The sequence below is a fragment of the Janthinobacterium woesei genome, from assembly GCF_051380875.1.
GTDB lineage: Bacteria > Pseudomonadota > Gammaproteobacteria > Burkholderiales > Burkholderiaceae_D > Janthinobacterium.
The window spans coordinates 145,327-169,454 of sequence record NZ_JBNYXW010000006.1 but is presented as its reverse complement, the minus strand read 5'-3'; the positions used below and the strand labels follow the sequence as shown (position 1 = coordinate 169,454).

Below are 24,128 nucleotides of genomic sequence, written 5' to 3'. Positions count from 1 at the left end.
ACAGGATGACGGTTTAATTATGGAAGTATCTCGCGTACGGGCCTTGCGGGGCCCTAATCTCTGGAGCCACGACACCGCCGTGGAAGCCATTGTTTCCTGCACCACGCAGGAACTCGACATCGCCCAGTTGCCCGGCTTTGAAGCCCGCCTGCGCGCGCGCTTTCCGCAACTGAGCCCGCTGCAACCGCTGGGCAATTACAACGCCGCGCCGATGGCGCAAGTGCTGGAACTGGCGGCGCTGGGCCTGCAGGCGCAAGCCGGCTGCCCCGTCACCTTCAGCCGCACCACGCCGACGCTGGAAACGGGTATCTTCCAGGTCGTCGTCGAATACTCGGAAGAAGCCGTCGGCCGCCTGGCCCTGGAACTGGCGCAGCAACTGTGCCGCGCTGCGCTCGACGATGCACCATTTGATCTGGCTGGCGCCCTGCACCAGTTGCAGGAACTCGATGAAGACGTGCGCCTGGGCCCGTCCACGGGCGCCATCGTCAACGCTGCCGTGGCGCGCAACATCCCGTTTCGCCGCCTGACCGAAGGCAGCCTGGTGACGTTTGGCTGGGGCAGCCGCCAGCGCAAGATCCAGGCCGCCGAAATGGACGGCACCAGCGCCATTGCCGAAGCCATCGCGCAAGACAAGGAACTGACCAAGAAGCTGCTCGATTCGGCCGGCGTGCCCGTGCCGCAAGGCCGTGTCGTTATCGACGCGGACGACGCCTGGGCGGCCGCCTGCGAAATCGGCTTGCCCGTCGTCGTCAAGCCGAAGGACGGCAACCAGGGCAAGGGCGTGACGGTGAACATCACCACGCGCGAACAGCTGACGGCCGGCTTCATCGCAGCGCAGGAATTTCGCGACGATATCCTCGTCGAGCGCTATTTGCCGGGCCACGATTTCCGTTTGCTCGTCATCGGCAACAAGATGGTGGCAGCGGCCCGCCGCGACCCGCCGCAAGTGGTGGGTGATGGCCAGCACACGGTGCGCGAACTGGTCGACCAGGTCAACCTGGACCCGCGCCGCGGCAGCGGCCACGCCACCTCGCTGACGAAAATCCGCTTCGACGACATCGCCCTGGCCAGCCTGGCCAAACAGGGTTATGTGGCTGACTCGGTGCCGCCCGTGGGCCAGCGCGTGATCTTGCGCAATAACGCCAACCTGTCGACAGGCGGCTCGGCCACCGACGTCACCGTCGACGTGCATCCGGAAGTGGCGGCGCGCGCCGTCGCGGCCGCGCACATGGTAGGCCTCGATATCTGCGGCGTGGACGTGGTCTCCGACAGCGTCTTGAAACCGCTGGAAGAACAGAACGGCGGCATCGTGGAAGTGAACGCGGCTCCAGGCCTGCGCATGCATCTGGCGCCCTCGTTCGGCAAGCCGCGCCCAGTGGGTGAAGCCATCATCGCCGCCATGTTCGCCGAAGGCGACGATGGCCGCATCCCCGTCGTCGCCGTCACCGGCACCAACGGCAAGACCACCACCGTGCGCCTGATCGCCCATTTGCTGACCGCTTCCGGCCTGCGCACGGGCATGACGAACACGGATGGCGTGTACATCGAAGGCCGCCAGATCGACAGCGGCGACTGCAGCGGCCCGCGCAGCGCGCGCAACGTGCTGCTGCACCCTGACGTCGACGCCGCCGTGTTCGAAACGGCGCGCGGCGGCATGCTGCGCGAAGGCCTGGCTTTCGACCGCTGCCAGGTTGCCGTGGTGACCAACATCGGCGCCGGCGACCACCTGGGCCTGAACTACATCACCACCGTGGAAGACCTGGCGGTGCTCAAACGCGTGATCGTGCAGAACGTGGCCGACAGCGGCGTGGCCGTGCTGAACGCCACCGATCCGGCCGTGGCGCGCATGGCCAGGAACTGCAGCGGCACGGTGACCTTTTTCGCCGCCGACAAGTCGCACCCCGTGATGGCCACGCACCGCGCGCAAGGCAACCGCGTGGTGTTCGTCGAAGACGGTAAACTGGTCGCGGCACAGGGCCAGGAGCGCCACGAGATCGCCCTGTCGCAGGTGCCGATCACGCGCAATGGCGCGATCGGCTTCCAGGTCGACAACGTGATGGCATCGCTGGCCGCCGCCTGGGCCGTGGGCCTCGACTGGAAAACAATTGCACTGGGCCTGAAAACCTTTGCCAATGAAGCCGACAACGCGCCGGGCCGCTTCAATGTGTTCGATTACAAGGGCGCCACCCTGATCGCCGACTACGGCCACAATCCGGACGCCATCCTGGCGCTGGTGCAGGCAGTGGAAAGCATGCCGGCCAAACGCCGCCTTGTCGTCATCAGCGGCGCCGGCGACCGCCGCGACGAAGACATCCGCCAGCAAACGGAAATCCTCGGCGCCGCGTTCGACGATGTGCTGCTGTACCAGGACCAGTGCCAGCGCGGCCGCGCCGACGGCGAAGTGGTGGCACTGCTGCGCCAGGGTTTGAATGGCGCCAAGCGCACCAGCCATATCGACGAAATCAACGGCGAATTCGTCGCCATCGACAAGGCCTTGGCACGCCTGGGTGAAGGCGATTTGTGCCTGATCCTGATCGACCAGGTGGAAGAAGCGCTGGCGCACATCGCCAAGCGCGTCGCCGAAGCCTAAGCCTTAGCGCTGCATCACTGCGCACACGGGCGGCCTGCGGGCCGCCCTTTTCTTTTCCCCACCGTTTCATCTCATTCTGACTCGTGATTTGGCACAAGGCGGCGTGGCGTGGGACCTTTATGCTGTCAGCTCGACTAGCGAACCCGGCGGTATCCATATGCGCGATGCACGGCACGTCGATGCACAACTATTCCAGCCCGACATCCCCGTGCGGCTCGACATGCGCACGGCGGCGCTGGTCGAGCATGCGCTGGCCTTGCAGGAAATGGCCGGCACGGGCGCCGCCGCCCTGCTCCTGCATTGCCAGGAGGTGCCGCTGGCGACCGCCTTGCGCGTGCTGGCCACGGGGCCGCGCCGGCAGCCGGCCGGGCCGCATTTGTTTGCCCGCCTGCGTCCGCGCACGGGCGCGCTGGCGCAGGGCTAGCCGCTACCGGTGCGCTGAGGAATCCTGTACCATCGCCGCAACCTATTGATTTGAGGCACGGCGATGCAGGCAGCAACACCCCACGACCCCCATGCGGCATTGATGGCCCTGATCAAGGCGCGCTTTACCGAACTGAGCCCGCAATTCCAGGCCGGCGCGCGCTACCTGGCCGACCATCCGGACGAGGTGGCCGTCTCGTCGATGCGCAGCATCGCCACGCGGGCCCAGGTGCAGTCGGCCGCGCTGGTGCGCCTGGCGCAGCAGCTGGGCTTTGCCGGCTGGCCCGAACTGAAAGCCATTTTTGTCGAGCGCTTGCGCGCCGGGCCGGCCGGCTATGCGGAAAAGGCGGGCGCGCTGGCCGGCAAAGAGGGCAAGCTGGTCACCGAAATGTTTATGGTGCAGCAGCGCAACCTGGCCGCCACGGAAAGCGCCAACCACGCCGCCCTGGATGCAGCCGCCAGCCTGCTGCAAGCAGCGCCGCGCGTGCACGTGGCCGGCTTTCGCGCCGCGCACCCCATCGCCTACACCCTGCACTACTTGTACCGTTTGCTGCGCCCCAGCGTGCAGTTGCTGAGCGGCCAGAGTGGCACCCTGGAGATGGACTTGCGCGCCCTGCAGGCAGGCGAAGCCGTGGTTGTCGTCAGTTTCGCGCCATATTCCAGCGAAGCGCTGCTGGTGGCGCAGGCGGCGCGCCAGGCCGGCTGCCAGGTAGTTGCCATCAGCGACAGCGCCATCTCGCCGCTGGCCCTGCAGGCCGACGCCAGCATCGTCATCGCCGTCGACAGCCCTTCGTTCTTTCCTTCCATCGTGGCCGGCATCGCCGCCGTGGAAAGCCTGGTGGAACTGCTGGTGGCGCGCGCAGGAACGGATGCCGTGCAGGCCATCGGCGCGGCGGAAAAGCAATTGCGGGCGCTGGGCGCCTACGTAAAAACATCAAATGATGTAAATTAATAACAAATACATCAATCGTTGCATTGTGGCGTAACGCATCCTATAATCGGCCATCCCCTTGCCGATAAGAAAGCGATGCCATGAGCCATGTCTTCCACCGCAGCCTGAGCGCCAGCTATCGTGTCGCCGTCGGTGGCGACGGCCCCTACCTGATCGATGCCGACGGCAAGCGCTACCTGGACGCCTGCGGCGGCGCCGCCGTATCCTGCCTGGGCCATTCGGATGCGGCCGTGATCACCGCCGTGCAACAACAAATTGCAACGATGGCTTACGCGCACAGCGCGTTCTTCACCAGCGCGCCGATGGAAGCGCTGGCCGACTTTCTCGTCGCCCGCGCGCCAAACGGCATCGACAGCGTGTATTTCGTCTCGGGTGGCTCGGAAGCGGTGGAAAGCGCGCTGAAACTGGCGCGCCAATATTGCGTCGAGCGGGGCCAGCCGCAGCGCCGCCACGTCATCGCGCGCCGCCAGAGCTATCACGGCAACACCCTGGGCGCGCTGGCCACGGGCGGCAACGCCTGGCGCCGCCAGCAGTTCGAACCGCTACTGATGGACGTCACCCATGTTGCTCCCTGCTACGCTTACCGCGAGCAGCAAGCGCATGAAACAGATGGCGACTACGTGGCGCGCCTGGGCCAGGAGCTGGAAGACAACATCGCCGCACTGGGCGCGGAAAACGTCATGGCCTTCATCGCCGAACCCGTCGTCGGCGCCACTGCCGGCGCCCTGCCCGCCGTCGCCGGCTACTTCCGGCGCATGCGCGACATCTGCCAGCGCCACGGCATCCTCCTGATCCTCGATGAAGTCATGTGCGGCATGGGGCGCACGGGCAGCCTGTTCGCCTGCGAGCAGGAAGGCATCACGGCCGACCTGATCTGCATCGCCAAGGGCCTGGGCGCCGGCTACCAGCCCATCGGCGCCGTGATGGTGTCCAGGGACATCCGCGACACACTGCGCACCGGCACGGGCTTCTTCCAGCACGGCCACACGTATATCGGCCACGCCACCGCCTGCGCTGGCGCGCTGGCCGTGCAGCAGCAAATCGAGGAGCGCGATCTGCTCGCCAACGTGCGCGCCATGGGCGCCTTGCTGCAACAGCGCCTGCACCAGCGTTTCGATGCTCATCCGCATGTGGGCGACATCCGCGGCCGCGGCCTGTTCCTGGGGCTGGAACTGGTGCAGGAGCGCGCCAGCAAGCAACCGTTCGACCCGGCCCGCCGCCTGCACGCGCGCATCAAGGCGCACGCCATGCAAGCCGGGCTGATGTGCTACCCCATGGGCGGCACCATCGACGGCCTGCATGGCGACCATGTGCTGCTGGCCCCGCCCTACATCATCGACGCCAGCCACGTCGACGAGATCGTCGACAAGCTGGGCACGGCCATCGATACCTGCGCAGGCTAGCTGCGCCCGCTTTTCCCCACCGTGGATATCAGGCTGGCGCCGCAGCTGGTCTTGTGACCGTCAAAGGCTACGGGAACGCCATCGATCAGCACCTGCGGATCGCCCTCGGCGATCACGCAGCGCACATGGCCTTTTATCGGACAGACGCAAGCATCGCCCTTGCGCGCCACGGCCACGCCCAGCACCGTGCTGTTCGGCGCCGCCCCAGTGACCTTGCCGCCATGGCTGGTGGGGTCATTCAATCGGATCACGCCACGCATGCCCGCCTCCTTTCACCCTGCTTCATTGAGAAAACCCCTGATAATATTCCCGCGCGTCGTGGCGCAAGCCCCACCATGGCAGATACGCATGGTTACCGCCGCGCGCGCGGAACCACGGCTGATCAAACTTGATCGGCCGCACCACAGCAGGCGGCGCCACCACCAGCGCCACCGGCGCGGCCAGGTCGCTGGTGCCGGCTACCAGCACGGGCTTGCCGAAGTGATGCGCGTAGGCGATGCCCAGCGCCACATTCGTCAAGGCCGTGCCGGCGCCCGTCTCGCCCAGCAGGGCCGGCATGTTGAAACTTTGCTTTAAAAAATCGAATTCCGGCACCTGCATCGTCAGGGTCTGCGCCAGCGCGCCGATCCGGTCGGACGTGTCTGGATGCGTGTTACCCGCGTCGTGGATCACATAGCCGATCTCGGTATCGAGCTTGCCCGCCTTGCCGGCGGCATCCTCGATGGCGGCCGTCCACGCCTGTACCAGGCGCGGCGGTTCGCCCTTCTTCGCTTCAAACTCTGTCACCGACTTGCTGCTGGGATAGCCCAGCCAGGCCAGCGGCGCGCGCTCCGTCTTGTACTCGGGGCCGGCCAGCACCAGCAGCACCAGGTTCTCATTGATCTGCCTGTCCTTGGGCCGGCTGGGCGCATCCCAGTTCATGACCCACACGGTTTCTTTCGGATGATTTTGCAAGTAGTCGAGGGCGGCTTTTAAAGAGGTAAAACCTGCGTTGGGGCCGCCCATGGTCAGATGAACGTCGGGTGGTGTGGAACGTGTCCAGAGGGTGGGGAAATTGGGGTTGCCGATATCAAACGTATCACCAATGTATTCGCGCACAAAATTCGTCGCGTCCGCGAGATCAAGCTTTCCTTCAGGAATGGCATATTCAACATGGATGCCAGCCAACTCACGCCAGCGCGACCTGTCCTTGGCTGAGTGGACATTGTAAAAATATTCAGGATCCGAAAAATACGGGCTACGTAATAAATTCATTACCTTCCGAATATACTTCCGATGATAACCTCGAAACGTTTCCTCACCTTCATTGCCCCCGGCGACCGGAGAAACAGCCTGCAACCTAGAATACTTTCCAGGATTTTCCTTGACCATATCATCGCCAAAATTTGGCTGCACCAGTCCCAAAGTCCACAACAATTGCCATTGCGTCGGGTAATCCCGCCGTTGCAAAGGGTTGAGCCATTGGACGGCGACCACTTGGGCCATATACGGTCGCTTGACAGTGTCAAGTGGCGCGGCAATGGCATTTTCCGGTGTAGCCGACGATGAACGAAGACGCGCGCAGGCCGTCAGAAAAATTAACGCCAAAAATACAAGCAATGCATACAAAAAAAAAGATTTCAACATGCGAGAATCTCCATGATGGGAACGGCTTTTGAGTAACATTCTTAATAATGCAAAAGGGGAAATCAATCGGTATGGCACTACCCATGCGCCATTTCGCCCGACGTAAGCCGAGCGTCCGGTCGCGGATTTTCACGCTTGTCGATGATTAAATTCGGCATGCCAACCTCGCAGTCGGACTGCATCACCCAAGCAGCAATAGCTTGTTGACGAAGTTCTCCTTTATTAAAATATTCCAGGAATTCGATTGCAGAACTATCATCCCCCACCCACTCCAACAACCGCCAATCCGCCGCCACCCTCAGCTTGCGCAGCGCTTCCGGCTTGATGCGGCATACCCCCACCGGCACGTCGTACGTCAGCGCGCAGCGCGCGTGCATGGGGTTGCTCAAGATGCTGGAATGGTCGGTGGCGTAGCTGCCGACCTGGTCGGCCATCATTTCCTTTACGCGCGTGCCGCGCCATAGCAGGTAGTCGGCGTCAGGCGTGGCATGGCGCATTTCCTGCTGCACTTTTTGGCCGGCGGGGCTTTTTCCTTCCCGGATGGCTTGCGCGCGTATCACTGCGCGCTGCTCGAATTTCAGGCGAGCCTCGTCGTCGGCGGTACCTTTGGCGCTGTCCATCCTTGCGGCTTCGCGCTTGCCTTCCTGGCCTTGCAGGCCGCCAGGTGGAATCTCATGGTCCGCAAAATAGTCGTCGCCAGGGGCGCGCTGCGCGCCAGCCTGGCGCGATTCGCCGGGCGGATCGTAGCCTTCGTCAAATTTGTCGCTGATGTCGCCGAAACGCAGGGATTGCGGCGTGAATGGCGGCACCAGATCGGGCGCGCTCAATTCGATTTTCCAGTCGTCGTCGGGCGAGGCATTGGCAGGGCGTTTGGCCATGCCGGTGGCCACGATAAACAAGGGCGCCGTCGTCACGGTGAGCAGCATGGCAAAGCCATTCTGACTCGCCTCGACGCCCTGCCTGACCGAATAGCTTGCATATTTCTGGGCTGGAAACCAGAAGTCCTTGCCGCCCGGCGCGGGCTTGCGCCAGTGATCTTCCCAGTAGTGGTACGTGCCTTGCTTGCCCACCTCAAAACCTTGCGCAAACACGCGCTGCACGCAAACGCCTTCGGCATTGGTAGCGGCCAGCTCACCGCCATGCTTGCTGTCTTTGCAGAGCGATCCTGACAGGCCGCGCCAGCCCATGCCCTGGATGGCGATGGACGACACCACCACGTCGTGCGGATTGCAATAGATGGTCACCCTGCCATACGACGATTTCTTGCCGCCGCGCGCAGAGCCGGCGATGCCGTAGCGCTCGCGGTCGGTGGCGGCGGAAAACCCATGCTGCGTATTGGCCATCCATCGATCGATTTCCTCATCTGTCCGCGCCCCACCCAGGCTAGCCTGCTGGCGGATGATATCGAAGAAATTTTTTAACGTTTCGATTCGCGCCTGCACCGTCACCCTGCCCGTGCTGCCGTCAGTGCCGCGCAGATTGCCGCCGACCCAGTTTTCGGCGCTGTTGCGTTCCGCCAAGCTGTATGGTGAATTGCAGATGACATAGTTATCGGCCACGCAGGCCATCGCTTGCACTGCGGGCAAGCGCGCGCCAAGAAAGGCCGCCGCCATCGCCACCATGGTGCCCTGGCTGTGGCAGACGATGGAGATGGGCACATCGGCCTGCTGCTGGCGGATGGCTTCGACCAGCTTGGCCAGGCGCCAGGCGGCCAGCACGAAATACGCGCGCGGCGGGCAGCTGTACACTTGTCGTTCCGGGAAAGGATTCATGTGCTGGATCTTGTTCCACAAGAACAGATCCTCGCTCAGACCTTCCTTCCATAAGTCGGCCAGCGCGCTGCAGCCATTGGCGAACGGGCCACCGCCCCAGTAATCTTCCTCATTCAGGTAGATGCCCCTGCCGTACTTCTGCAATTCTTCTCCGCTGGCCTTGTAGCCCCAGCGAAAGCGGATCACGGGCGAAAAGCTGCCGGCATCGCCGATCAGGGTGTCGGCCGACATCTCCGGGTTGAGAAAACCTTGGTCTGTGATTTCTGCGCCGTAATTGACGGGCTGTAGTTCACCACCCTCCACGCCACGGTGCAGCATGTGCTCGCAGGAACGCTTGAGGCGCTCATTGAGGCCGCTGCACAAGCCTTCCTCTGCCGCCGCGTACCACTCGCCATCGGAATTGACGCCGTGCACAAAGATGATGATACCGGGCAGCGGCAGTTGCTGCAGCCCGACCTTGTCGCTATGCGAATAATTGGCGCTGCAAGAAAATTGGCCGAGGATGTCGATTGTGGGATCGTCACACAGTGGCGGGTGTGGATCAAACATCATGCTGTGTTCTCCAATATGCGGGTTCAGGGACGGCGCAGGAAAAAAAAGCCTTTCAGTCTTTGCAGGTGATCGCTGAGCACTTTTGGTCCGCGCCCATCGGCGCCACTCGCGCCCGTCACGGGGCTGCCGCCTTCGCGCTCGATATGCACTTCCACGCCTTCGACGGGCAGGCCGTCGGTCGGGCGCAGCATGCGCGGCGTGCGGCCAAGGTCGCCTTCGCTGAAGGTCGGCAGTTCCGCCTTCAAACTGCCCGGGCCACTCCAGTGATGGCCATCGGTCTTGACCGTCAGCGCACCCGGCCCACCCAGCTCCACCGCGCCGCCCGACAGTTTCAGGTATGCTCCGCCCGACGTCATGAAGGTGATCTCGTCTTGCGCCATGCCGACCAGGCGCGTGCCGGCCGTCAGGCGGATTTCCTTGGCCGCATCGGCCTGTATCAGATCGTGCTGGCTTTGCAGCAGGAACTTGCCAAAGTGGGCCACCTGCACGATGCCATCCTTGTGCGCGAACAAGGAGATGCCCTTACCCGCGTTCACGTTGCAACGCTGCGCCGCGCTCAGTTGCAGATGCTGCTGGGCCACCAGGTCGATGTTTTCACCGGCATGGCTGGTGATGGTCTTGGGCGTGCTCAGCGCCACGCCATCGGGTGCAGTGATGCTGATGGCCGGTTTGTCGGCGGCGATGGCCGCTTGCAGCGCCTTGCCGCCAGCGGCGTCCAGCGCCAGCGCCTGGTGCTGGGCGGCAAACTCGCCCAGCGAAGCAAACAATTCCAGGCACTCCGTCATCACGGCCGCATGCTCGCTGCTGTCAAGCTGCTTGCCGCTGGCATCGAGCCGTTTCCATGCCGAGAGCAACAGCGAACGGGCCGTGCGCAAGCTGCCGCTGGCGTCGCTGCGCAATTCAAAACCGTCGCCGCGTTGCTGGCCTGCGCCATCGCTGCGCGGCTGCGTCAGATAGCCCAGGTTCAATTGCGTAGCCGCCTGGTCGCTGGCCAGCTGGACGCTGATTTGCGCTGGCGTATCGTCAAAGCACAGCTGGTTGCCGCGCCCGCCCCGCACTTCGCGGCTGCGCATGCCGGACAAATAACGGTTGCCCGGCAAGGCGCCAGCCCGGCTCAGCCCTGGCGGCACGCCCACGGCGTTGTACAGCTGGCCGATGATGATGGGCCGGTCCGGGTCGCCGCCAACGAAGTCGATCAGCACTTCCGCGCCGATGCGCGGCAAGGTCACGCTGCCGCACTGCTGGCCCGGTCCCGGTCCATTGCCAGCCCAGCTCGACGCCACGCGTATCCACGCCGAATCGCGCTCCGTATCGGAAGCGCCTGAGCCGTTGGCATGCGCATGGTCTGGTGCCCGCGTGGCGCCGAAACGTACCTTGACCCGCCCCAAGCCATCGCAATGCACTTCTTCGCCAGCAGGGCCCACGACCAGCGCGCTTTGCAGGCGGACAACGGGTAAATCACTGCGCGGGTCAAAGCCGGGGACAATCTGCGTGCCGCGCCGGACACAGGTAAAACGGTTGCGGTAGCGCAAGGTAGACTGGCCATCGGTGGCCGTCTGCCGTGCCGGGACCGCATCACACTGCCAGCCGCTTTGCGCAAACAGGCGCTCGACTCTGGCATCGAGTCCTGTCGGCAAGTTGTTGCTGGCCGCTACGCTCAAGGCCGTGATGACGAAGCAACGCTCTGCGGCAGGATGACTGTCGATCTCGGCATGCCCGTCCAGGCTGAACCACTGGCCCGCACAAAAGTCACGCACACAGCTTTCACCCTGGAAACACTTGCTCTCCAGGTCATGGCGCGTCATCGCCAGCTGGCCCAGTTGGCGCAGATCGTCGTTGCAGGCGCCGGCCAGCGGCGTCTCCACGCTATAGTCATCGAGGCTGGCTGCCAGGCGATTGCCATTGCTCCCCTGATCCACACCGCCATAGGACTGCGTAGCCATGAATTGCGGGCTGTGCGGGTGGCCGTGATCCCAGCTGTAGCGCGCGCTCTTTCCTGGCTGCAAACGGCGCACGGCGCTCCAGGCCGTCACCGTATCGCTTTCCTCGGTCGCATCGGCGCGGTGATAGCGCACCATGCCAGCCGCGTTCTCGCTCAGGCGGCCGGCATCGTCGAACAGCAGCAGGGTATGTACAGGGCTTGCTGCCGCATTCCCGCTTGCCGCGCTCCCCGCCTGGAAACACCAGGCAATGCCGCGGCGCTTGAGCAGGCGGCGCAGAAAGGCGGCATCGGATTCATTGTGCTGCATCGTGAAATCGCGCGTGGGCAAGGTGCGCGCCGCCAGCGCCGGATCGATGGCCAGGTGCAGACTGGCGGCCAGCACGCTATTGCCCTGGCGCCATTCGTCGAGCAGGATCTGGACGATCTGCAGTTCATGTTTATTGCGAAACACGCGCGTATTGATGCGTTTTTCCATCACGGCCAGGCCGTCGCGCAGCACCAGTTGATACGTCGCCAGGCCGCCATCGCTCTGCCCCGCACAAGCTTCGGCGACGATGCCGCAGACCTTGCGCAGCTGCCCCCGGTCGGTCACGATCTGCAATTCGGCCGGTATGGCGATGAATTGTTTCAGCGGCAGTTGCACCTCTGTGGCCACGCACAGAATGCGGTATTCAATGCCGCCGCAAATGGCCTCGTTGCCGCTGATACGCTGTGGCAGCAAGACATCCTCATTGAGGCCCTCCGGATAAGCGAGGCGCAGGCGCAAGGGGCGATTGCTGGCAGTCAAGGCCTTGTCTACGGCCAGCCATTGTGCGAAGTCTTCCATGGTTTTCTCCCTTCCAGCATTCATCGGGGCACATCATTCACGGCAGTCTCAGGCGGAACCATCGAAACGGATGTCGTAATGCATGTCATCACGATCATGCGCGGATAGCTTGCCGTCCAGAAAGGCATCCTCGGTCAGGCAGGCCCCCATGCCCAGTACGCAGGTGCGGACATCTTCCCGGCGCAGCACCAGCCTTATCTCGAAGCTCACGCCGGGCAAGCCGAACAGGCCCAGCATGTGCCGCAAGGCCAGCGCACCGGGCCGGCCAGGCAAAAAGTCTGCGTACACATGGCGGGCCAGCGGCCCCAGAATCAGGCGCACGCGCAAGTCGGCGCGCCGGCAGCGCTCGCCCAGCATGGCGCCGTATCCCAGCCGGGCATGCCCGGTGGCGAGCAAGGTACGCTCTTGCGGCGCGCGCCGGAACCAGGTGCCAATAAAGCGCTGCAGTTGCACCGGCACGCCGAAATAGTCTGCCAGCACTGCCTGCATCACCTCGGCCGCCACCGGCCGGTGGCGCAGCAAGGCTGCGTAATGAGCCAGCACATGTGCCGGCAAGCCGTCCGCCTGCCGTGCCATCTCGGCAGGCCACGCGCCCGCCAGGGCCAGTTGCAAGTGCAGGAAATCGCCGCCGTCGGCATCCGCCTGGCATTCGATGCGATAGCGGGCCCAGGCCTGATAAAACAGGGCCAGCGCCCGATGCGACAGCGTATTGAGCCAGGCACGCGGACCGCCATCGCCCGTCTGCCGCTCGTAACGGGCGATCATTTCCGTGTAATGCAGCGGCAAGGTGCCGTGCACGCCCAAAAAGCCGGTCATGGCCGCCTGTACATGCACTTGCCTGTCGCCGTCTCCCACCGGCTCCAACCACAGTTTTTCGATTTCACCCGTGGCAAACGACAGCGACGCGCTGCCATGCAAACGCAGGCAATCCCGAAATACCTGCTCCTGTGACATGCCCTGTTGCATCAGCCAGACCGACAGCAAGCGCACCGCTTGAAGGAAATCGGTGCCGGACGGGTCAGCCAGCAGGCGCGCGACTACACCAGCGTCTGGCTTCCATTGCGCGGTAGGCAGCACAGCAGCTCCTTTCCATTTTTGTGCGACAAGACAATCAGGCGGGTAAACGTTCCCAGGTGCACGTACAGCCCGAGAAAACGTTCGATGACCTGGGCAAAGGCATGCAAACCGCTGCCAACAAAGGCGTCTTCATCGACGGACAGCATGACGTCGATACCGAACACCAGACTGCCGCCCGCTGCATCATGCAGCCAGGTACTGGCGGCGCGCTGGCGCAGTCCGGTAACGCCCGCGATCTGGCGCGCGGCGCTGGCCGAGCCCGGCAAGTTGTACAGTTCCAGTATTTGCTTGAAAAGCGGCAAGCCCTGCTCAGTCAGCGACTGGTGGTTCAGGGACAATTGCGCGATCAGCCGCCAGTGCGAAGCGGCACCGGCAGGGAAACGGCAGGCCGCGCTCGGCTTGCGCAGCAGGCGCACGGGCAAGGCGCTGGCCACGCCATCATGGTGCAGGTCGCCTGCGGCACTACCGAATACCAGGCGGCTTGGCAAGTCGCGGTTGCTACAGGTCAGCATGATCGATACCGTTTGCGTCGCATCGTGCAGCGGCTGCATGGCGCCGTCGACAAAGGCGATGCGCATGTCGTAGCCGGGATGGCTCAGCGCCATGTTCTCGTCGCGCCGCGTGACCCAGTAGCGGCCCTGGCGCCCACCCGCCTCGCCATGGCGCATCGAGTAAAACGGGTGAAATGCATCGAGCGCGCTGCCGTGCGCCGTTTCACTCAGGACATGCACACTCTCGACGCTATGGATATCGTACAAGTGCGCTTGCCGGACCGATGGCAGCAGCACATGATCGGCGCTCGTTTGCGTCAGGCTGATGGGATTGGCCGCCTGGCGAAACAGATTGACGACGGGCGTGCAGCCAGGCAGAAGATGCCTGGCAGACAAGGGCCGCAAGATGCGCGCGACATCCGAATCGGCATGCAGGTCAGCCAGCAGCAGGTGCACGGTGCAACGCCGGCAAGCAAGGGGAAGATGCGGCCCCAGCGCAGCCAGGTCGAGGTCGATGAAGTTGAATTTATCCGCAAAGGCAAACCATTCGCCCAGCAGGCGGTAGGCGGGATGCGAGACAGCCCCGGCCGGTATCAACGCGTCTTCGGGGGCAAAGCCGGCCGGGTACACGGGCACCGCGTCCAGTGCGTGCCATATGCCATCGACTTCCACATAGGCAGCACGCGCGCGCATGAACAGGCTGTCGCGCAAGGTAGCGCAAAACGCGGGCTCGCCATCGAGGAACAGGCGCAGCGCCGGCAGCGTAATGGCGGCCAGTGTTTGCGTGGCACCGGTCGCTTCGAGCGTGATGCTGATCGCCGCCCCCAGACCCGGCGCAAGGCGTAATGCACTCGGCGCCGCCACGATGGGCAAGAAGCGCACATCAAGCAGGCGCAGCGGCGCCACGGCGACGTCATACGCAGTGGTGAACTTGCAGGCCACGCCCTGATACTCCGCAGCATGCATGACCGTCCCACGCGGAATGATGGCCACCTCTGTCAGCGTAGCAGCGTCGTTATCGATGCGCGCGATAGCGCAGGCAGGAAACGGGCGCAAATAATGGGGGAAATTGACTTCCAACAAGGTTTCGCTGAATGCGCCGAAGCCATCAGCGAGCCGCTTGGCGGTGCGCGCATTGAACATCGCAAAGGCCTGCAACATGCGCGCCAGATGCGGGTCGTGCGGATCGCCCATGTCACCACCCAGGCTACCTAACGCGGCGGCGATGGCCGGATAGCGCCGGGCAAATGCCTGATTGTGCGCATGCAAGGTGCCCAATTCACGCTCGTAGTACTGTAGCAAATCGTCCATGCCAGCCTCCATTGCCTGATCCGCACATGCCGGTAAAGCCCCGTCTGCATTATTGCGTAGCCAGGAAAACGAAAATTGAGCTTGAACAACATTGCACACATGCGTCAACGAGCAATGCCACGCAGGCACTTTCAGCGCAATTTTTGTTCATTCTTTGTCAATATTAATTGACTTATTCGAAACAATCGTTTTAAATCAGGAAGTTACTCAAAATCAATCATCTTGCGCATACAAACACATCCGCTACTTGATGCTTGATGCGCGCGTTGATGCACTCTGAAGCCAAGGTATATGGAACTGCTCGACTCCCTGCGTCAGCCCCCGCTGCAAGACGACAATATCAGCGAGCACTATGAAGTGCGCCGCTTGCTGGGCGAAGGCGGTTTCGGCCATGTATTCGAAGCCTGGGATGCCAAGCTGTGCCGCAGCGTGGCGCTGAAACGCCTGAAACCGCAAGCCGATGTGCTGCATCCGGAAAAACTCATCAATGAAGCGCGCCTGGCCGCCTCGCTGCGGCATGCCGCCTTCGTGCGCATCTTTTCCATCGAGGGCCGGGGCACGGGCCAGTCCATCGTCATGGAACTGGTCGAAGGGCAGACCCTGGGGCAATTCATGCACGGCGGCAAGGCTGACCTGCCAGCCGCGCTCGGCATCGGCTACCAGATCGCCGACGCCATGGACGAGGCGCACGCCATGGACCTGGTACACGGCGACCTGAAACCGTCGAACCTGATGCTCGAAGCGGACGGCAAGGTGCGCATTCTCGATTTCGGCCTGGCGCGCCATATCGACCCGCAAGCCACGCAAACGACTACCCTGTGCGACTTGCAGGGGACGATTGCCTACATGGCGCCCGAGCGCCTGATGGGCCGCCTGCCCGACACGCGCGGCGACGTGTATGCGCTGGGCGCCATGCTGTACGAAATGCTGGCCGGCCAGCGCCACTTCGCCCACCTGAATGGTCTGGCCCTGGCCGCCGCCCACATGCAGGCGACGCAGCCGTGGCCCGCCCTGCCGGAAACCGTGCCGCCCGCCATCGACGCCCTGGTGCGCGCGATGACGGCGCACGACCCGGCCCAGCGGCCACGCACCATGCGCGATGTGCGCGAGGCGATTGATGCGCAGCGCGCACCTTCGGCGCCGGCAGCTGCGCAGGCCGCGGAAGTCAAACCCGCCAAGCTACCTGCGTCGATTGCCATCCGACTGCAGGTGCCGCTCAAGCGCGCCGTGCTGACGCTGGGCGCCGTCGTCACGCTGACGCTAGCTGCCTGGCAAGGGCCTGCCCTGGTCATATCCCTGCGTGAACACGCTAGCGTCACGCCCTATTCCGAGTCCGCCTCCATGCAAGCGGGCATGCAGGCCTTGCGCGATTTCGACCAGGATACGAACCAGGAAATGGCAATCAGGCATTTCACCGCCGTGCTCGCGCACAATCCGGCCAACGCAGCGGCGGCGGCCGGCTTATCGCTAGCCTCGACCTTGCGTTATCTGGGCGACGGCCGCGACGAAACATGGCTGCAGCGCGCCGATGCGAGCGCCCGGCAGGCCATGGCATCAGACAGCCAGCTCGCCTTGGCTCACGTTGCACAATCGTGGGTGCTGGAACTCCAGAACAAGCAGGATGCTGCCTTGCAAGCGGCCACGGCCGCGCTGAACCTGGATCCAAAAAACATCATGGGCATGTATGGCAAGATTCGCCTGCTGATGAAGGCCAAGAAATTCGACTTGGCCGCCGCCGTGCTGGTGCAGGCCATGCAAATGTATCCGCAGGAGAGAATTCTCAATACGCTGCAAGGCGCCATGCGCTTCCAGCAAGGCGACTACCACGGCGCAGAGCAGGCTTTCCGCAAAAGCATCAGCATGGATCCGCGTGCCGTCACCTCCTACGCGTACCTGAATCAGGCGCTGCTACGCCAGGGGCGTACCGACGAGGCGCTGCAAGTGTTGCAACAGGGCTTGCAAGTGCACCCCCACTGGGAGTTGTACACCAATTTAGGCACCTCACTGTTTAACAAAGGTGATTACCTGGGCGCAGTGAAAGCGTTCGAGGATGCCGTATCGGAAAACAAAGGCAGCCCCCGCAACTATCTACTCTGGGCCAATCTGGCCGATGCCCAACGCTGGGTCCCGGGCAAGGCCGAGGCCTCGCGCGCCTCATACCAGCGCGCCATCTCCTTACTCAAGCCATCGCTACAGCGCCTGCCCAACGATCCCACCGTCCATTCGCGCATGGCACTGTATGCCGCCTATGCGGGCCTAAAACAGGAAGCGCTGGAACGTATCCGGCAGGCGATCACCCTGGCACCCGAATTGCCCGACCTGCGCTTCCGGGCGGCATTGACTCATGAGCTGATCGGCAATCGCGGCCAGGCGCTAGTCGAGCTGTCCGAAGCACTCAAGCGCGGCTATCCCCTCAACCTGATCGAATCCGCACCCGATCTGTTGACATTGCGGCGAGACTCTCGCTATCAACAAATTCTTATTAATATAGAAAGAACTGCAAAAAAATGACGTACGAAAAACCTTGGATGAAGCTGTCCGTACATTTTGACGCAGACCAGACGAGCAGCCAACTCGACTATGCATTCACCTCGTGCGATGGCACAGCCGATCCCCGCCATGGCAAATACATGGGCAGCGTGCATTTTCAGCAAGGCCAGCACGTCTATCTGGAAGTGACCGGTTGCGGTACGAAAACTAGCGGTTACACCTCGTTTCAGATCATTGACTGCTGCATCATCAGCGTACCGCAAGTGACACAGATGGGTGCCGGCGTGCCCACCGTGTACTCTCCACCATCGCCGTTCCTGCAAGCGGTAGGCGCAACCTATCCTATTAAGCTCGATTTCGTCTCCGAACTGTTGCCGCAAGACATGGCCCTGCCCGACCTGCGCAGCATCTGCCAGCAATGGAAGCATACCCTGGACGTGGGCCACACAAATGGTCGCTGGGAAATCTCGTTCGTCATGACGGTGCGCATCCTGCGTGGCGAACACCGCCAACCCGAACTGCGCGTCTTTGCATTCGACCCAGAAGGCTCGGTCGGCGGCGCCACTGGCTTGGGCACCATGTAATGGGATCCAGGATCTAGGGATCTAGGGATCTAGGGTCAGTTTTGCCATTCAGACACGATCTGTGCCTCAAGCTCCTTCATTGAGCATGTACCGCCGCGTCAAAAGCAGATATCGTTAGGTCATTCAACAGACTTGCCCCTGATGATGCGATTAACCCTGCGGCCCATAGTCAACATGATACTTCCGAGCCACGCCCCTATCCTCCGGCGCGGCTTTTCCACATCCGCACGCAATACGTCGCCCCGACTGCCGAAAGCGGTAAAATGACGGCCTTGGACTCAAGCCGCGTTCCACGCGGACCTTGAGCGCGCACAGCACCACACACAGCCCGGCAGGCATGCCTCTCCCTGCCGCCGGACCAACGACAAAGAACACATGACCACCGTCCCAAAAGAAATCAACGCCGCTGCGGCAAAGAAAAATACGCCTGAAAAGCTCACGCCCATGATGGTCCAATATCTTGGCATCAAGGAAAATCACCCGACCATGCTGGTCTTCTACCGCATGGGGGATTTCTACGAGCTGTTTTTCGAGGATGCGGAGAAGGCCTCGCGCTTGCTGGGCATTACCTTGACGGCGCGCGGCGTGGCGAGCGGCAACCCAATCAAGATGTGCGGCGTGCCGTTCCATTCGCTCGACGGCTACCTGGCCAAGCTGGTCAAGCTGGGCGAGTCGGTGGCCATTTGCGAGCAGATCGGCGATCCGGCCACCAGCAAGGGTCCGGTCGAGCGCAAGGTCATGCGCGTGGTCACGCCGGGCACGCTGACGGATGCCGACTTGCTGCCAGAAAAGGCCGAGCGCCCGCTGCTGGCCCTGTGCAGCATCACGCAGCGCAAGACGGTCACCATGGGCCTGGCCTGGCTGTCGCTGGCCAGCGGCGCGCTGAAGCTGATGGAATTTTCCGGCGACAGCGCCACCGTGGCGGCGCGTTTGCAGCAGGAGTTAGAGCGCATCGTGCCGGCCGAGATCCTCAGCGGCGACAATGGCAGCCTGTTTGACGATTACGCGGGCACGCATATCAACCGCGTGCCGGACTGGCATTTCGACGTGGTGGGCGGCCACAAGGCCCTGCTCGACCAGCTGGGCGTGGCGACCTTGACGGGTTTCGGCGCCGATGGCCTGGGCGCCGCGTTCGGCGCGGCCGGCGCGCTGCTGCGCTATGCGCTATCGACGCAGGGGCGCGGCTTGCAGCACGTGCGCTCTTTGATCACGGAAACAGAAAGCGAATTCATCGGCCTGGACGCGGCCACGCGACGCAACCTGGAGCTGACGGAAACCATCCGCGGCCAGGAATCGCCGACCTTGTTTTCCCTGCTGGACCATTGCCGCACGGCCATGGGTTCGCGCATGCTGCGCCATTGGCTGCACCATGCGCGGCGCGACCAGAACGTGGCCCGCGCGCGCCATGAAGCCATTGCCGCGCTGGCGCAAAGCGAAGCGGCCGGCCCGCTGGCCGCCACGCTGGCGCAAGTGCCCGATATCGAACGCATCACGACGCGCATCGCGCTGCTGTCGGCGCGCCCGCGCGACTTGGCAGCCCTGCGCGACGGCTTGCTGCAACTGCCGGCCCTGCGCGGCGACGTGGTGCGTTGCTATGGCCCTGGTCAAGGCGGCCAGGGCGGCGAAACCGGCTTGCTGGCCGCCATCCACACGGCCCTGGCAACGCCTGTTGCCTGCCTGGACTTGCTGGTACGCGCCGTGGCGCCGGAACCGGCGGCCATGGTGCGCGACGGCGGCGTCTTCGCGCGCGGCTTTGACGCCGAACTCGATGAACTGCGCGCGCTGTCGGAAAACGCAGGCCAGTTCCTGCTCGACCTGGAAACGCGCGAACGGGCCCGCACCGGCATCGCCAACCTGCGCGTCGAATACAACAAGGTGCACGGCTTCTACATTGAAGTCACGCACGGCCAGACGGACAAAGTGCCGGACGACTATCGCCGCCGCCAGACCCTGAAAAACGCCGAGCGCTACATCACGCCCGAACTGAAGGTGTTCGAAGACAAGGCCCTGTCGGCGCAGGATAAAGCCCTGGTGCGCGAAAAGCTGCTGTACGACCTGCTGCTGGCCGAGCTGGCGCCGCACATCGGCACCCTGCAGACGATTTCGCAGGGCCTGGCCCAGCTCGACACCCTCAATGCGCTGACCGAACATGCGCAGCAGCACAACTGGGCCGCGCCGCAACTGGTCGACGAGCCCTGCATCAACATCGTCGAAGGCCGCCACCCGGTGGTGGAAAAGCAGATCGAGCGCTTCATCGCCAACGATTGCCGCCTCGTCAATGAACGCCGTTTGCTGCTCATTACCGGTCCGAACATGGGCGGTAAATCGACTTTCATGCGCCAGGTGGCCCTGATCACCTTGCTGGCCTACGTGGGCAGCTACGTGCCGGCCACCAGCGCCACCATCGGCCCCATCGACCGCATCTTCACGCGCATCGGCGCCACCGACGACCTGGCGGGCGGCCGCTCGACCTTCATGGTGGAAATGACGGAGTCGGCGGCCATCCTCAACGGCGCCACCGAGCACTCGCTGGTGCTGATGGATGAAGTGGGCCGCGGCACCTCGACCTTCGACGGTCTGGCCCTGGCGTGGGCCATCGCGCGCCATCTGATCGACACCAGCCGTAGTTTCACCCTGTTTGCCACCCACTACTTTGAGCTGACGCAATTGCCGGACAGTCACCCGAGCGCCGCCAACGTGCATCTGTCGGCCGTCGAGCACAAGGACAGCATCGTCTTCCTGCACGCCGTGCAACCCGGCCCTGCCTCGCAAAGCTATGGTTTACAGGTAGCGCAACTGGCGGGCGTGCCGCAGCCGGTAATCAAGGCCGCGCGCAAGCACCTGGCGCGCCTGGAAGCGCAGGCGCTCGATGCCACGCCGCAACGCGACCTGTTCGCGCTGCAATCAAACGATCCGTATGCGCAAGAGGAAGAAGAGCCGGCAGCGCCGCTGGCAGCGCTGAACGCGGCGCAGCAAGCCTTGCTCGACGCGATTGCCGATCTCGATCCCGATGCCCTCACGCCCCGCGACGCCCTGGAACAGCTGTATCAGTTGAAACGGCTGGCTGCCGCATGACCAACTGGCGCAGCATCGCCCGCTTGCCTCTGCTGGTGGCCGCCCTGCTGGCCGCCAGCCTGCAGTGGCAAGTAGCCACTGCCGCACCTGCCGCCTCCGGCGAGCAGGCCGGTTTTGAATTTGCCGTGCTGGGCCACTCCTTCAAGGCAGGACCGGACGATGCGCCCTTGAAAAAAGCCATCGCCGAGACGAGTGCCTTCAATGCCGCCTTCGTCGTGGCGACGGGCATCAAGGCGGCCAGCGAATCGTGCAGCGACAAGCTGTATGGCCAGCGCAAGGATTTGCTGGACGCCAGCGATCCGCCGCTGATCGTCTCGCTGTCGGCCAGCGACTGGGCCAACTGCCGCAATTCACGCGGTAGGGTCAACGCCATCGAGCGCCTGAACCGCTTGCGCGACGTGTATTTTGCCGACGACCAGAGCCTGGGCCAGCACCAGCTGACCCTGTCGCGGCTGTCATCGACGGCAAAGTTCCGCAGCTATGCGGAAAATGCCCATTGGGAATACGGCGGCGTGCTGTTTGCCACCGTGAACCTGCCGGCGAACAACAACCATTTCCTGCCAGAAGCGGGACGCAACAGCGAATTCGAAGACCGGCTGGTGGCCAACCGTTCCTGGCTGCAACGCCTGTTCGCCATGGCGCAGCGCAAGAAGCTCGACGGCATCGTGCTGTTTTCCGATGGCGACGTGGGCGTGCTGGACGAAGACGACAATTCGCTGCTGCCCAGTTTCAGCTCGAAGCAGGATGGTTTTGTAGGGCCGCGCAAGCAAATCCGCACCCTGGCCAAGAAATTTGGCGGCAAGGTCTTGCTGGTCGACACGCACAGCGACAGCGAGGCGGAGGGGAAAGAAGGCAAGACAAAAAAGGCCGCTGCCCGGGCGGGCGGGCCGAAAATCAGCTGGAAAGGCAACCTGGGCCACGTCAGCATCGCCAGCGACTGGGCCGCCATCGCCGTACGTCCCGGCAAGACGCCTTTGTTTGAAGTACGTCAACGGGCCAGCAGGCCCTCCACGCAAGCCAAGGCCAAGGCCTCGACCGTGCGCCGTTAAGCCATGTGGACAGGCCGGCGCGAGCCGGCCTGGGTCAGACCATCTTAATGGATGGGATGGGTGCGGAAGTGATCGCCCTCGTCACCTTCATCACCATCGTCGTCGCCATGGTCATGGCCGTGTGCGCCATGCACGTGGCCATGGGCGATTTCTTCGTCGGTGGCTTCGCGTACGTCAGCGACGGTCAGCGAAAAGCGCAGCGCGATGCCGGCCAGTGGATGGTTGCCATCGAGCACGACTTTGTCGTCGGCGATATCGGTGACCGTGAAGATCATCGCTTCTTCGTCCGGCGAATCGCTTTCCGGCATGCCTTCGAACTGCATGCCCACTTCCAGTGGATCAGGCAGGCGATTGCGCGGCTCTACCTTGACCAGAGCTGGATCGTATTCACCGAAAGCATCATCCGGTTCGATCTGGATCGTGTTGGAATAGCCAACTTCCTTGCCGTCGAGCTCTTCTTCGATCTTTGGCAGGGTGTTTTCATAATCACCATGCAGGTAGACCATCGGCTGGCGACCGTCTTCGATCAGATTGTCTTGCGCGTCTGACAGTTTGTAGTTGACAGTCACGACCGTATTTTTGGCAATCTTCATTATGCTTCCTTTCATTGTATAAGCTGGCAAATTATACCTTCACGCCGCCAACGACAGGCGCATTCCTGCATTTCCGGTTGTTATAATGGGCGCATGAAAAAATTAACTCTCCTCGGCGATATCACGCCAGCGCAATTCCTGCGCGACTACTGGCATAAAAAACCCTTGCTGATCCGTCAAGCCGTACCCGGCTTCAAGGCGGTGTTCGACTTCAAGGCCCTGGCCGAGCTGGCCACGCTGGACCACGTTGAATCGCGCCTGGTCAGCCATGCCGACGGCCACTGGAACATGCAGCAAGGTCCGTTAAGCAGCCTGCCATCGCTGAAACAGAAGGAATGGACCTTGCTGGTGCAGGGCGCCAACCTGCACAGCGCCAAGGCCGACGAACTGCTGCGCCAGTTCCGCTTCCTGCCGGATGCGCGCCTGGACGACCTGATGGTCAGCTTCGCCACCGATGGCGGCGGCGTGGGCCCGCATTTCGATTCCTACGACGTGTTCCTGCTGCAAGGCCAGGGCAAGCGCCACTGGCGCATCGGCGCGCAGAAAGACCTCAGCCTGATCGACGGCTTGCCGCTGAAAATCCTCAGCAACTTCACGCCCGACGAAGAATTCACGCTCGAACCGGGCGACATGCTGTACCTGCCGCCCCACTACGCGCACGACGGCGTGGCCATCGGCGACTGCCAGACGTATTCGATCGGTTTTCGTTCGCCATCGTTCCAGGAACTGGGCGAAGCCTTCTTGCAATTCATGGCCGACTCGATCGACCTGCCGGGCATCTACAGCGATGCGGAATTGAAAGCCTCCGCCAAGCCGGCCGAAATCCCGCTTGACATGCTCAGCACCATCACGGAAGAAATGAACAAGGTGCGCTTCACCGAAGAAGACGTCACCATCTTCCTCGGTGAACACCTGTCGGAACCGAAGCACAATGTGTTCTTTACGCCGCTGTCGAAGCCCCTGACGGTGGGCCGCTTCGCGGACGCCGCACAGAAGAAGGGTGTGGTGTTGTCGCGCAAGAGCTTAATGCTGTATCGTGGCAAGAATGTCTTCATCAATGGCGAATCGTTTGCCATCGGCAGGGCCGACAAAGCGGCCCTGGAAACCCTGGCCAACGAACGCGCGCTCGACGGCGCCGCCGTCGCCCAGGCCTCGGATGACGTGATGGATGCGTTGTATACCTGGTATCAGGATGGCTGGCTCGAACTGGCTTAAGTTAGCGCGTCGCAGCAAAAGTGGTAGTAGCGCAAGAAATAAATGCATATCTGCGCTAGCGCAATAAAACATATTATTTTTATATCGTTTTGTCGTGCTTTCGCAAAACACTTACACTTGCTTGCAATTTGCCTCGGCTATTATTGCGATATCACAA

Annotated in this window: 16 protein-coding genes; 9 read left to right on the top strand and 7 right to left on the bottom strand. The window is 62.8% G+C overall.

What is annotated here, in order from left to right; translation table 11 throughout:
* Positions 1-19 precede the first annotated feature (19 nt).
* The 4 genes from cphA (at position 20) to ACQ4W6_RS08440 (ending at position 5,368) form a co-directional block, all read left to right on the top strand.
* Positions 20-2,590 (top strand): cyanophycin synthetase, encoded by a 2,571-nt coding sequence (cphA, locus tag ACQ4W6_RS08455; RefSeq protein ID WP_436566738.1) that lies wholly within the window; start codon positions 20-22, stop codon positions 2,588-2,590.
* Between the two features lie 157 nt (positions 2,591-2,747).
* A complete protein-coding gene (locus ACQ4W6_RS08450) occupies positions 2,748-3,014 on the top strand; it encodes a hypothetical protein (RefSeq protein WP_436566737.1) in 267 nt (88 codons plus the stop codon).
* Positions 3,015-3,077: 63 nt separating this feature from the next.
* Complete coding sequence (locus tag ACQ4W6_RS08445; RefSeq protein ID WP_436566736.1) at positions 3,078-3,965, top strand: MurR/RpiR family transcriptional regulator; 888 nt, start codon at positions 3,078-3,080, stop codon at positions 3,963-3,965.
* Positions 3,966-4,045: 80 nt separating this feature from the next.
* A complete protein-coding gene (locus tag ACQ4W6_RS08440; protein WP_436566735.1) occupies positions 4,046-5,368 on the top strand; it encodes an aspartate aminotransferase family protein in 1,323 nt (440 codons plus the stop codon).
* Here the strand turns inward: ACQ4W6_RS08440 and ACQ4W6_RS08435 are convergent.
* The 6 genes from ACQ4W6_RS08435 to tssF all read right to left on the bottom strand — a co-directional run bounded on the left by ACQ4W6_RS08435 (position 5,365) and on the right by tssF (position 14,965).
* The gene (locus ACQ4W6_RS08435) at positions 5,365-5,628 is read right to left on the bottom strand and encodes a PAAR domain-containing protein (RefSeq protein WP_436566734.1); all 264 of its coding nucleotides are present in this window, start codon (positions 5,626-5,628) and stop codon (positions 5,365-5,367) included. The genes ACQ4W6_RS08440 and ACQ4W6_RS08435 overlap by 4 nt on opposite strands.
* A gap of 22 nt (positions 5,629-5,650) precedes the next feature.
* Complete coding sequence (locus ACQ4W6_RS08430) at positions 5,651-6,994, bottom strand: hypothetical protein (protein WP_436566733.1); 1,344 nt, start codon at positions 6,992-6,994, stop codon at positions 5,651-5,653.
* A 77-nt stretch (positions 6,995-7,071) separates the two neighbouring features.
* A complete protein-coding gene (locus ACQ4W6_RS08425) occupies positions 7,072-9,318 on the bottom strand; it encodes a T6SS effector phospholipase Tle3 domain-containing protein (RefSeq protein ID WP_436566732.1) in 2,247 nt (748 codons plus the stop codon).
* A 23-nt stretch (positions 9,319-9,341) separates the two neighbouring features.
* Positions 9,342-12,086 (bottom strand): type VI secretion system Vgr family protein, encoded by a 2,745-nt coding sequence (locus ACQ4W6_RS08420; protein ID WP_436566731.1) that lies wholly within the window; start codon positions 12,084-12,086, stop codon positions 9,342-9,344.
* A 48-nt stretch (positions 12,087-12,134) separates the two neighbouring features.
* Positions 12,135-13,163: a type VI secretion system baseplate subunit TssG gene (tssG, locus tag ACQ4W6_RS08415; protein WP_436566730.1), complete on the bottom strand. Its 1,029-nt coding sequence runs from the start codon at positions 13,161-13,163 to the stop codon at positions 12,135-12,137.
* Positions 13,124-14,965 carry a type VI secretion system baseplate subunit TssF gene (tssF, locus tag ACQ4W6_RS08410; RefSeq protein WP_436566729.1) on the bottom strand — a complete coding sequence of 614 codons (1,842 nt, stop codon included), beginning with the start codon at positions 14,963-14,965 and terminating at the stop codon, positions 13,124-13,126. The genes tssG and tssF overlap by 40 nt, the downstream gene beginning before the upstream one ends.
* Before the next feature lie 291 nt (positions 14,966-15,256).
* On the opposite strand from tssF, the gene ACQ4W6_RS08405 reads away from it, so the two are divergent.
* The 4 genes from ACQ4W6_RS08405 (at position 15,257) to ACQ4W6_RS08390 (ending at position 22,163) form a co-directional block, all read left to right on the top strand.
* The gene (locus ACQ4W6_RS08405; protein WP_436566728.1) at positions 15,257-17,476 is read left to right on the top strand and encodes a protein kinase domain-containing protein; all 2,220 of its coding nucleotides are present in this window, start codon (positions 15,257-15,259) and stop codon (positions 17,474-17,476) included.
* 17 nt (positions 17,477-17,493) lie between these two features.
* Positions 17,494-18,039 (top strand): hypothetical protein, encoded by a 546-nt coding sequence (locus ACQ4W6_RS08400; RefSeq protein ID WP_436566727.1) that lies wholly within the window; start codon positions 17,494-17,496, stop codon positions 18,037-18,039.
* A gap of 375 nt (positions 18,040-18,414) precedes the next feature.
* Positions 18,415-21,114, top strand: a complete 2,700-nt coding sequence (gene mutS, locus ACQ4W6_RS08395; RefSeq protein WP_436566726.1) for a DNA mismatch repair protein MutS — start codon at positions 18,415-18,417, stop codon at positions 21,112-21,114.
* Entirely contained in the window at positions 21,111-22,163 is a 1,053-nt protein-coding gene (locus tag ACQ4W6_RS08390) for a hypothetical protein (protein ID WP_436566725.1), read from the top strand. The genes mutS and ACQ4W6_RS08390 overlap by 4 nt, the downstream gene beginning before the upstream one ends.
* Before the next feature lie 44 nt (positions 22,164-22,207).
* Here ACQ4W6_RS08390 and ACQ4W6_RS08385 read toward each other — a convergent pair whose 3' ends face one another.
* Positions 22,208-22,756, bottom strand: a complete 549-nt coding sequence (locus tag ACQ4W6_RS08385) for an FKBP-type peptidyl-prolyl cis-trans isomerase (RefSeq protein WP_436566724.1) — start codon at positions 22,754-22,756, stop codon at positions 22,208-22,210.
* Positions 22,757-22,849: 93 nt separating this feature from the next.
* On the opposite strand from ACQ4W6_RS08385, the gene ACQ4W6_RS08380 reads away from it, so the two are divergent.
* Positions 22,850-23,971, top strand: a complete 1,122-nt coding sequence (locus tag ACQ4W6_RS08380; RefSeq protein WP_436566723.1) for a ribosomal protein uL16 3-hydroxylase — start codon at positions 22,850-22,852, stop codon at positions 23,969-23,971.
* Positions 23,972-24,128: the final 157 nt, after the last annotated feature.

Excerpts from the sequence above, each read along its gene's own strand:
- ACQ4W6_RS08390 (WP_436566725.1), top strand. The coding sequence starts at position 21,111 with ATGACCAACTGGCGCAGCATCGCCCGCTTGCCTCTGCTGGTGGCCGCC.
- tssF (WP_436566729.1), bottom strand. The coding sequence starts at position 14,965 with ATGGACGATTTGCTACAGTACTACGAGCGTGAATTGGGCACCTTGCAT.
- ACQ4W6_RS08440 (WP_436566735.1), top strand. The coding sequence starts at position 4,046 with ATGAGCCATGTCTTCCACCGCAGCCTGAGCGCCAGCTATCGTGTCGCC.
- ACQ4W6_RS08425 (WP_436566732.1), bottom strand. The coding sequence starts at position 9,318 with ATGATGTTTGATCCACACCCGCCACTGTGTGACGATCCCACAATCGAC.
- ACQ4W6_RS08430 (WP_436566733.1), bottom strand. The coding sequence starts at position 6,994 with ATGTTGAAATCTTTTTTTTTGTATGCATTGCTTGTATTTTTGGCGTTA.
- ACQ4W6_RS08385 (WP_436566724.1), bottom strand. The coding sequence starts at position 22,756 with ATGAAGATTGCCAAAAATACGGTCGTGACTGTCAACTACAAACTGTCA.
- cphA (WP_436566738.1), top strand. The coding sequence starts at position 20 with ATGGAAGTATCTCGCGTACGGGCCTTGCGGGGCCCTAATCTCTGGAGC.
- ACQ4W6_RS08450 (WP_436566737.1), top strand. The coding sequence starts at position 2,748 with ATGCGCGATGCACGGCACGTCGATGCACAACTATTCCAGCCCGACATC.
- ACQ4W6_RS08400 (WP_436566727.1), top strand. The coding sequence starts at position 17,494 with ATGAAGCTGTCCGTACATTTTGACGCAGACCAGACGAGCAGCCAACTC.
- ACQ4W6_RS08380 (WP_436566723.1), top strand. The coding sequence starts at position 22,850 with ATGAAAAAATTAACTCTCCTCGGCGATATCACGCCAGCGCAATTCCTG.
- ACQ4W6_RS08420 (WP_436566731.1), bottom strand. The coding sequence starts at position 12,086 with ATGGAAGACTTCGCACAATGGCTGGCCGTAGACAAGGCCTTGACTGCC.
- mutS (WP_436566726.1), top strand. The coding sequence starts at position 18,415 with ATGACCACCGTCCCAAAAGAAATCAACGCCGCTGCGGCAAAGAAAAAT.
- ACQ4W6_RS08445 (WP_436566736.1), top strand. The coding sequence starts at position 3,078 with ATGCAGGCAGCAACACCCCACGACCCCCATGCGGCATTGATGGCCCTG.
- ACQ4W6_RS08435 (WP_436566734.1), bottom strand. The coding sequence starts at position 5,628 with ATGCGTGGCGTGATCCGATTGAATGACCCCACCAGCCATGGCGGCAAG.
- ACQ4W6_RS08405 (WP_436566728.1), top strand. The coding sequence starts at position 15,257 with ATGGAACTGCTCGACTCCCTGCGTCAGCCCCCGCTGCAAGACGACAAT.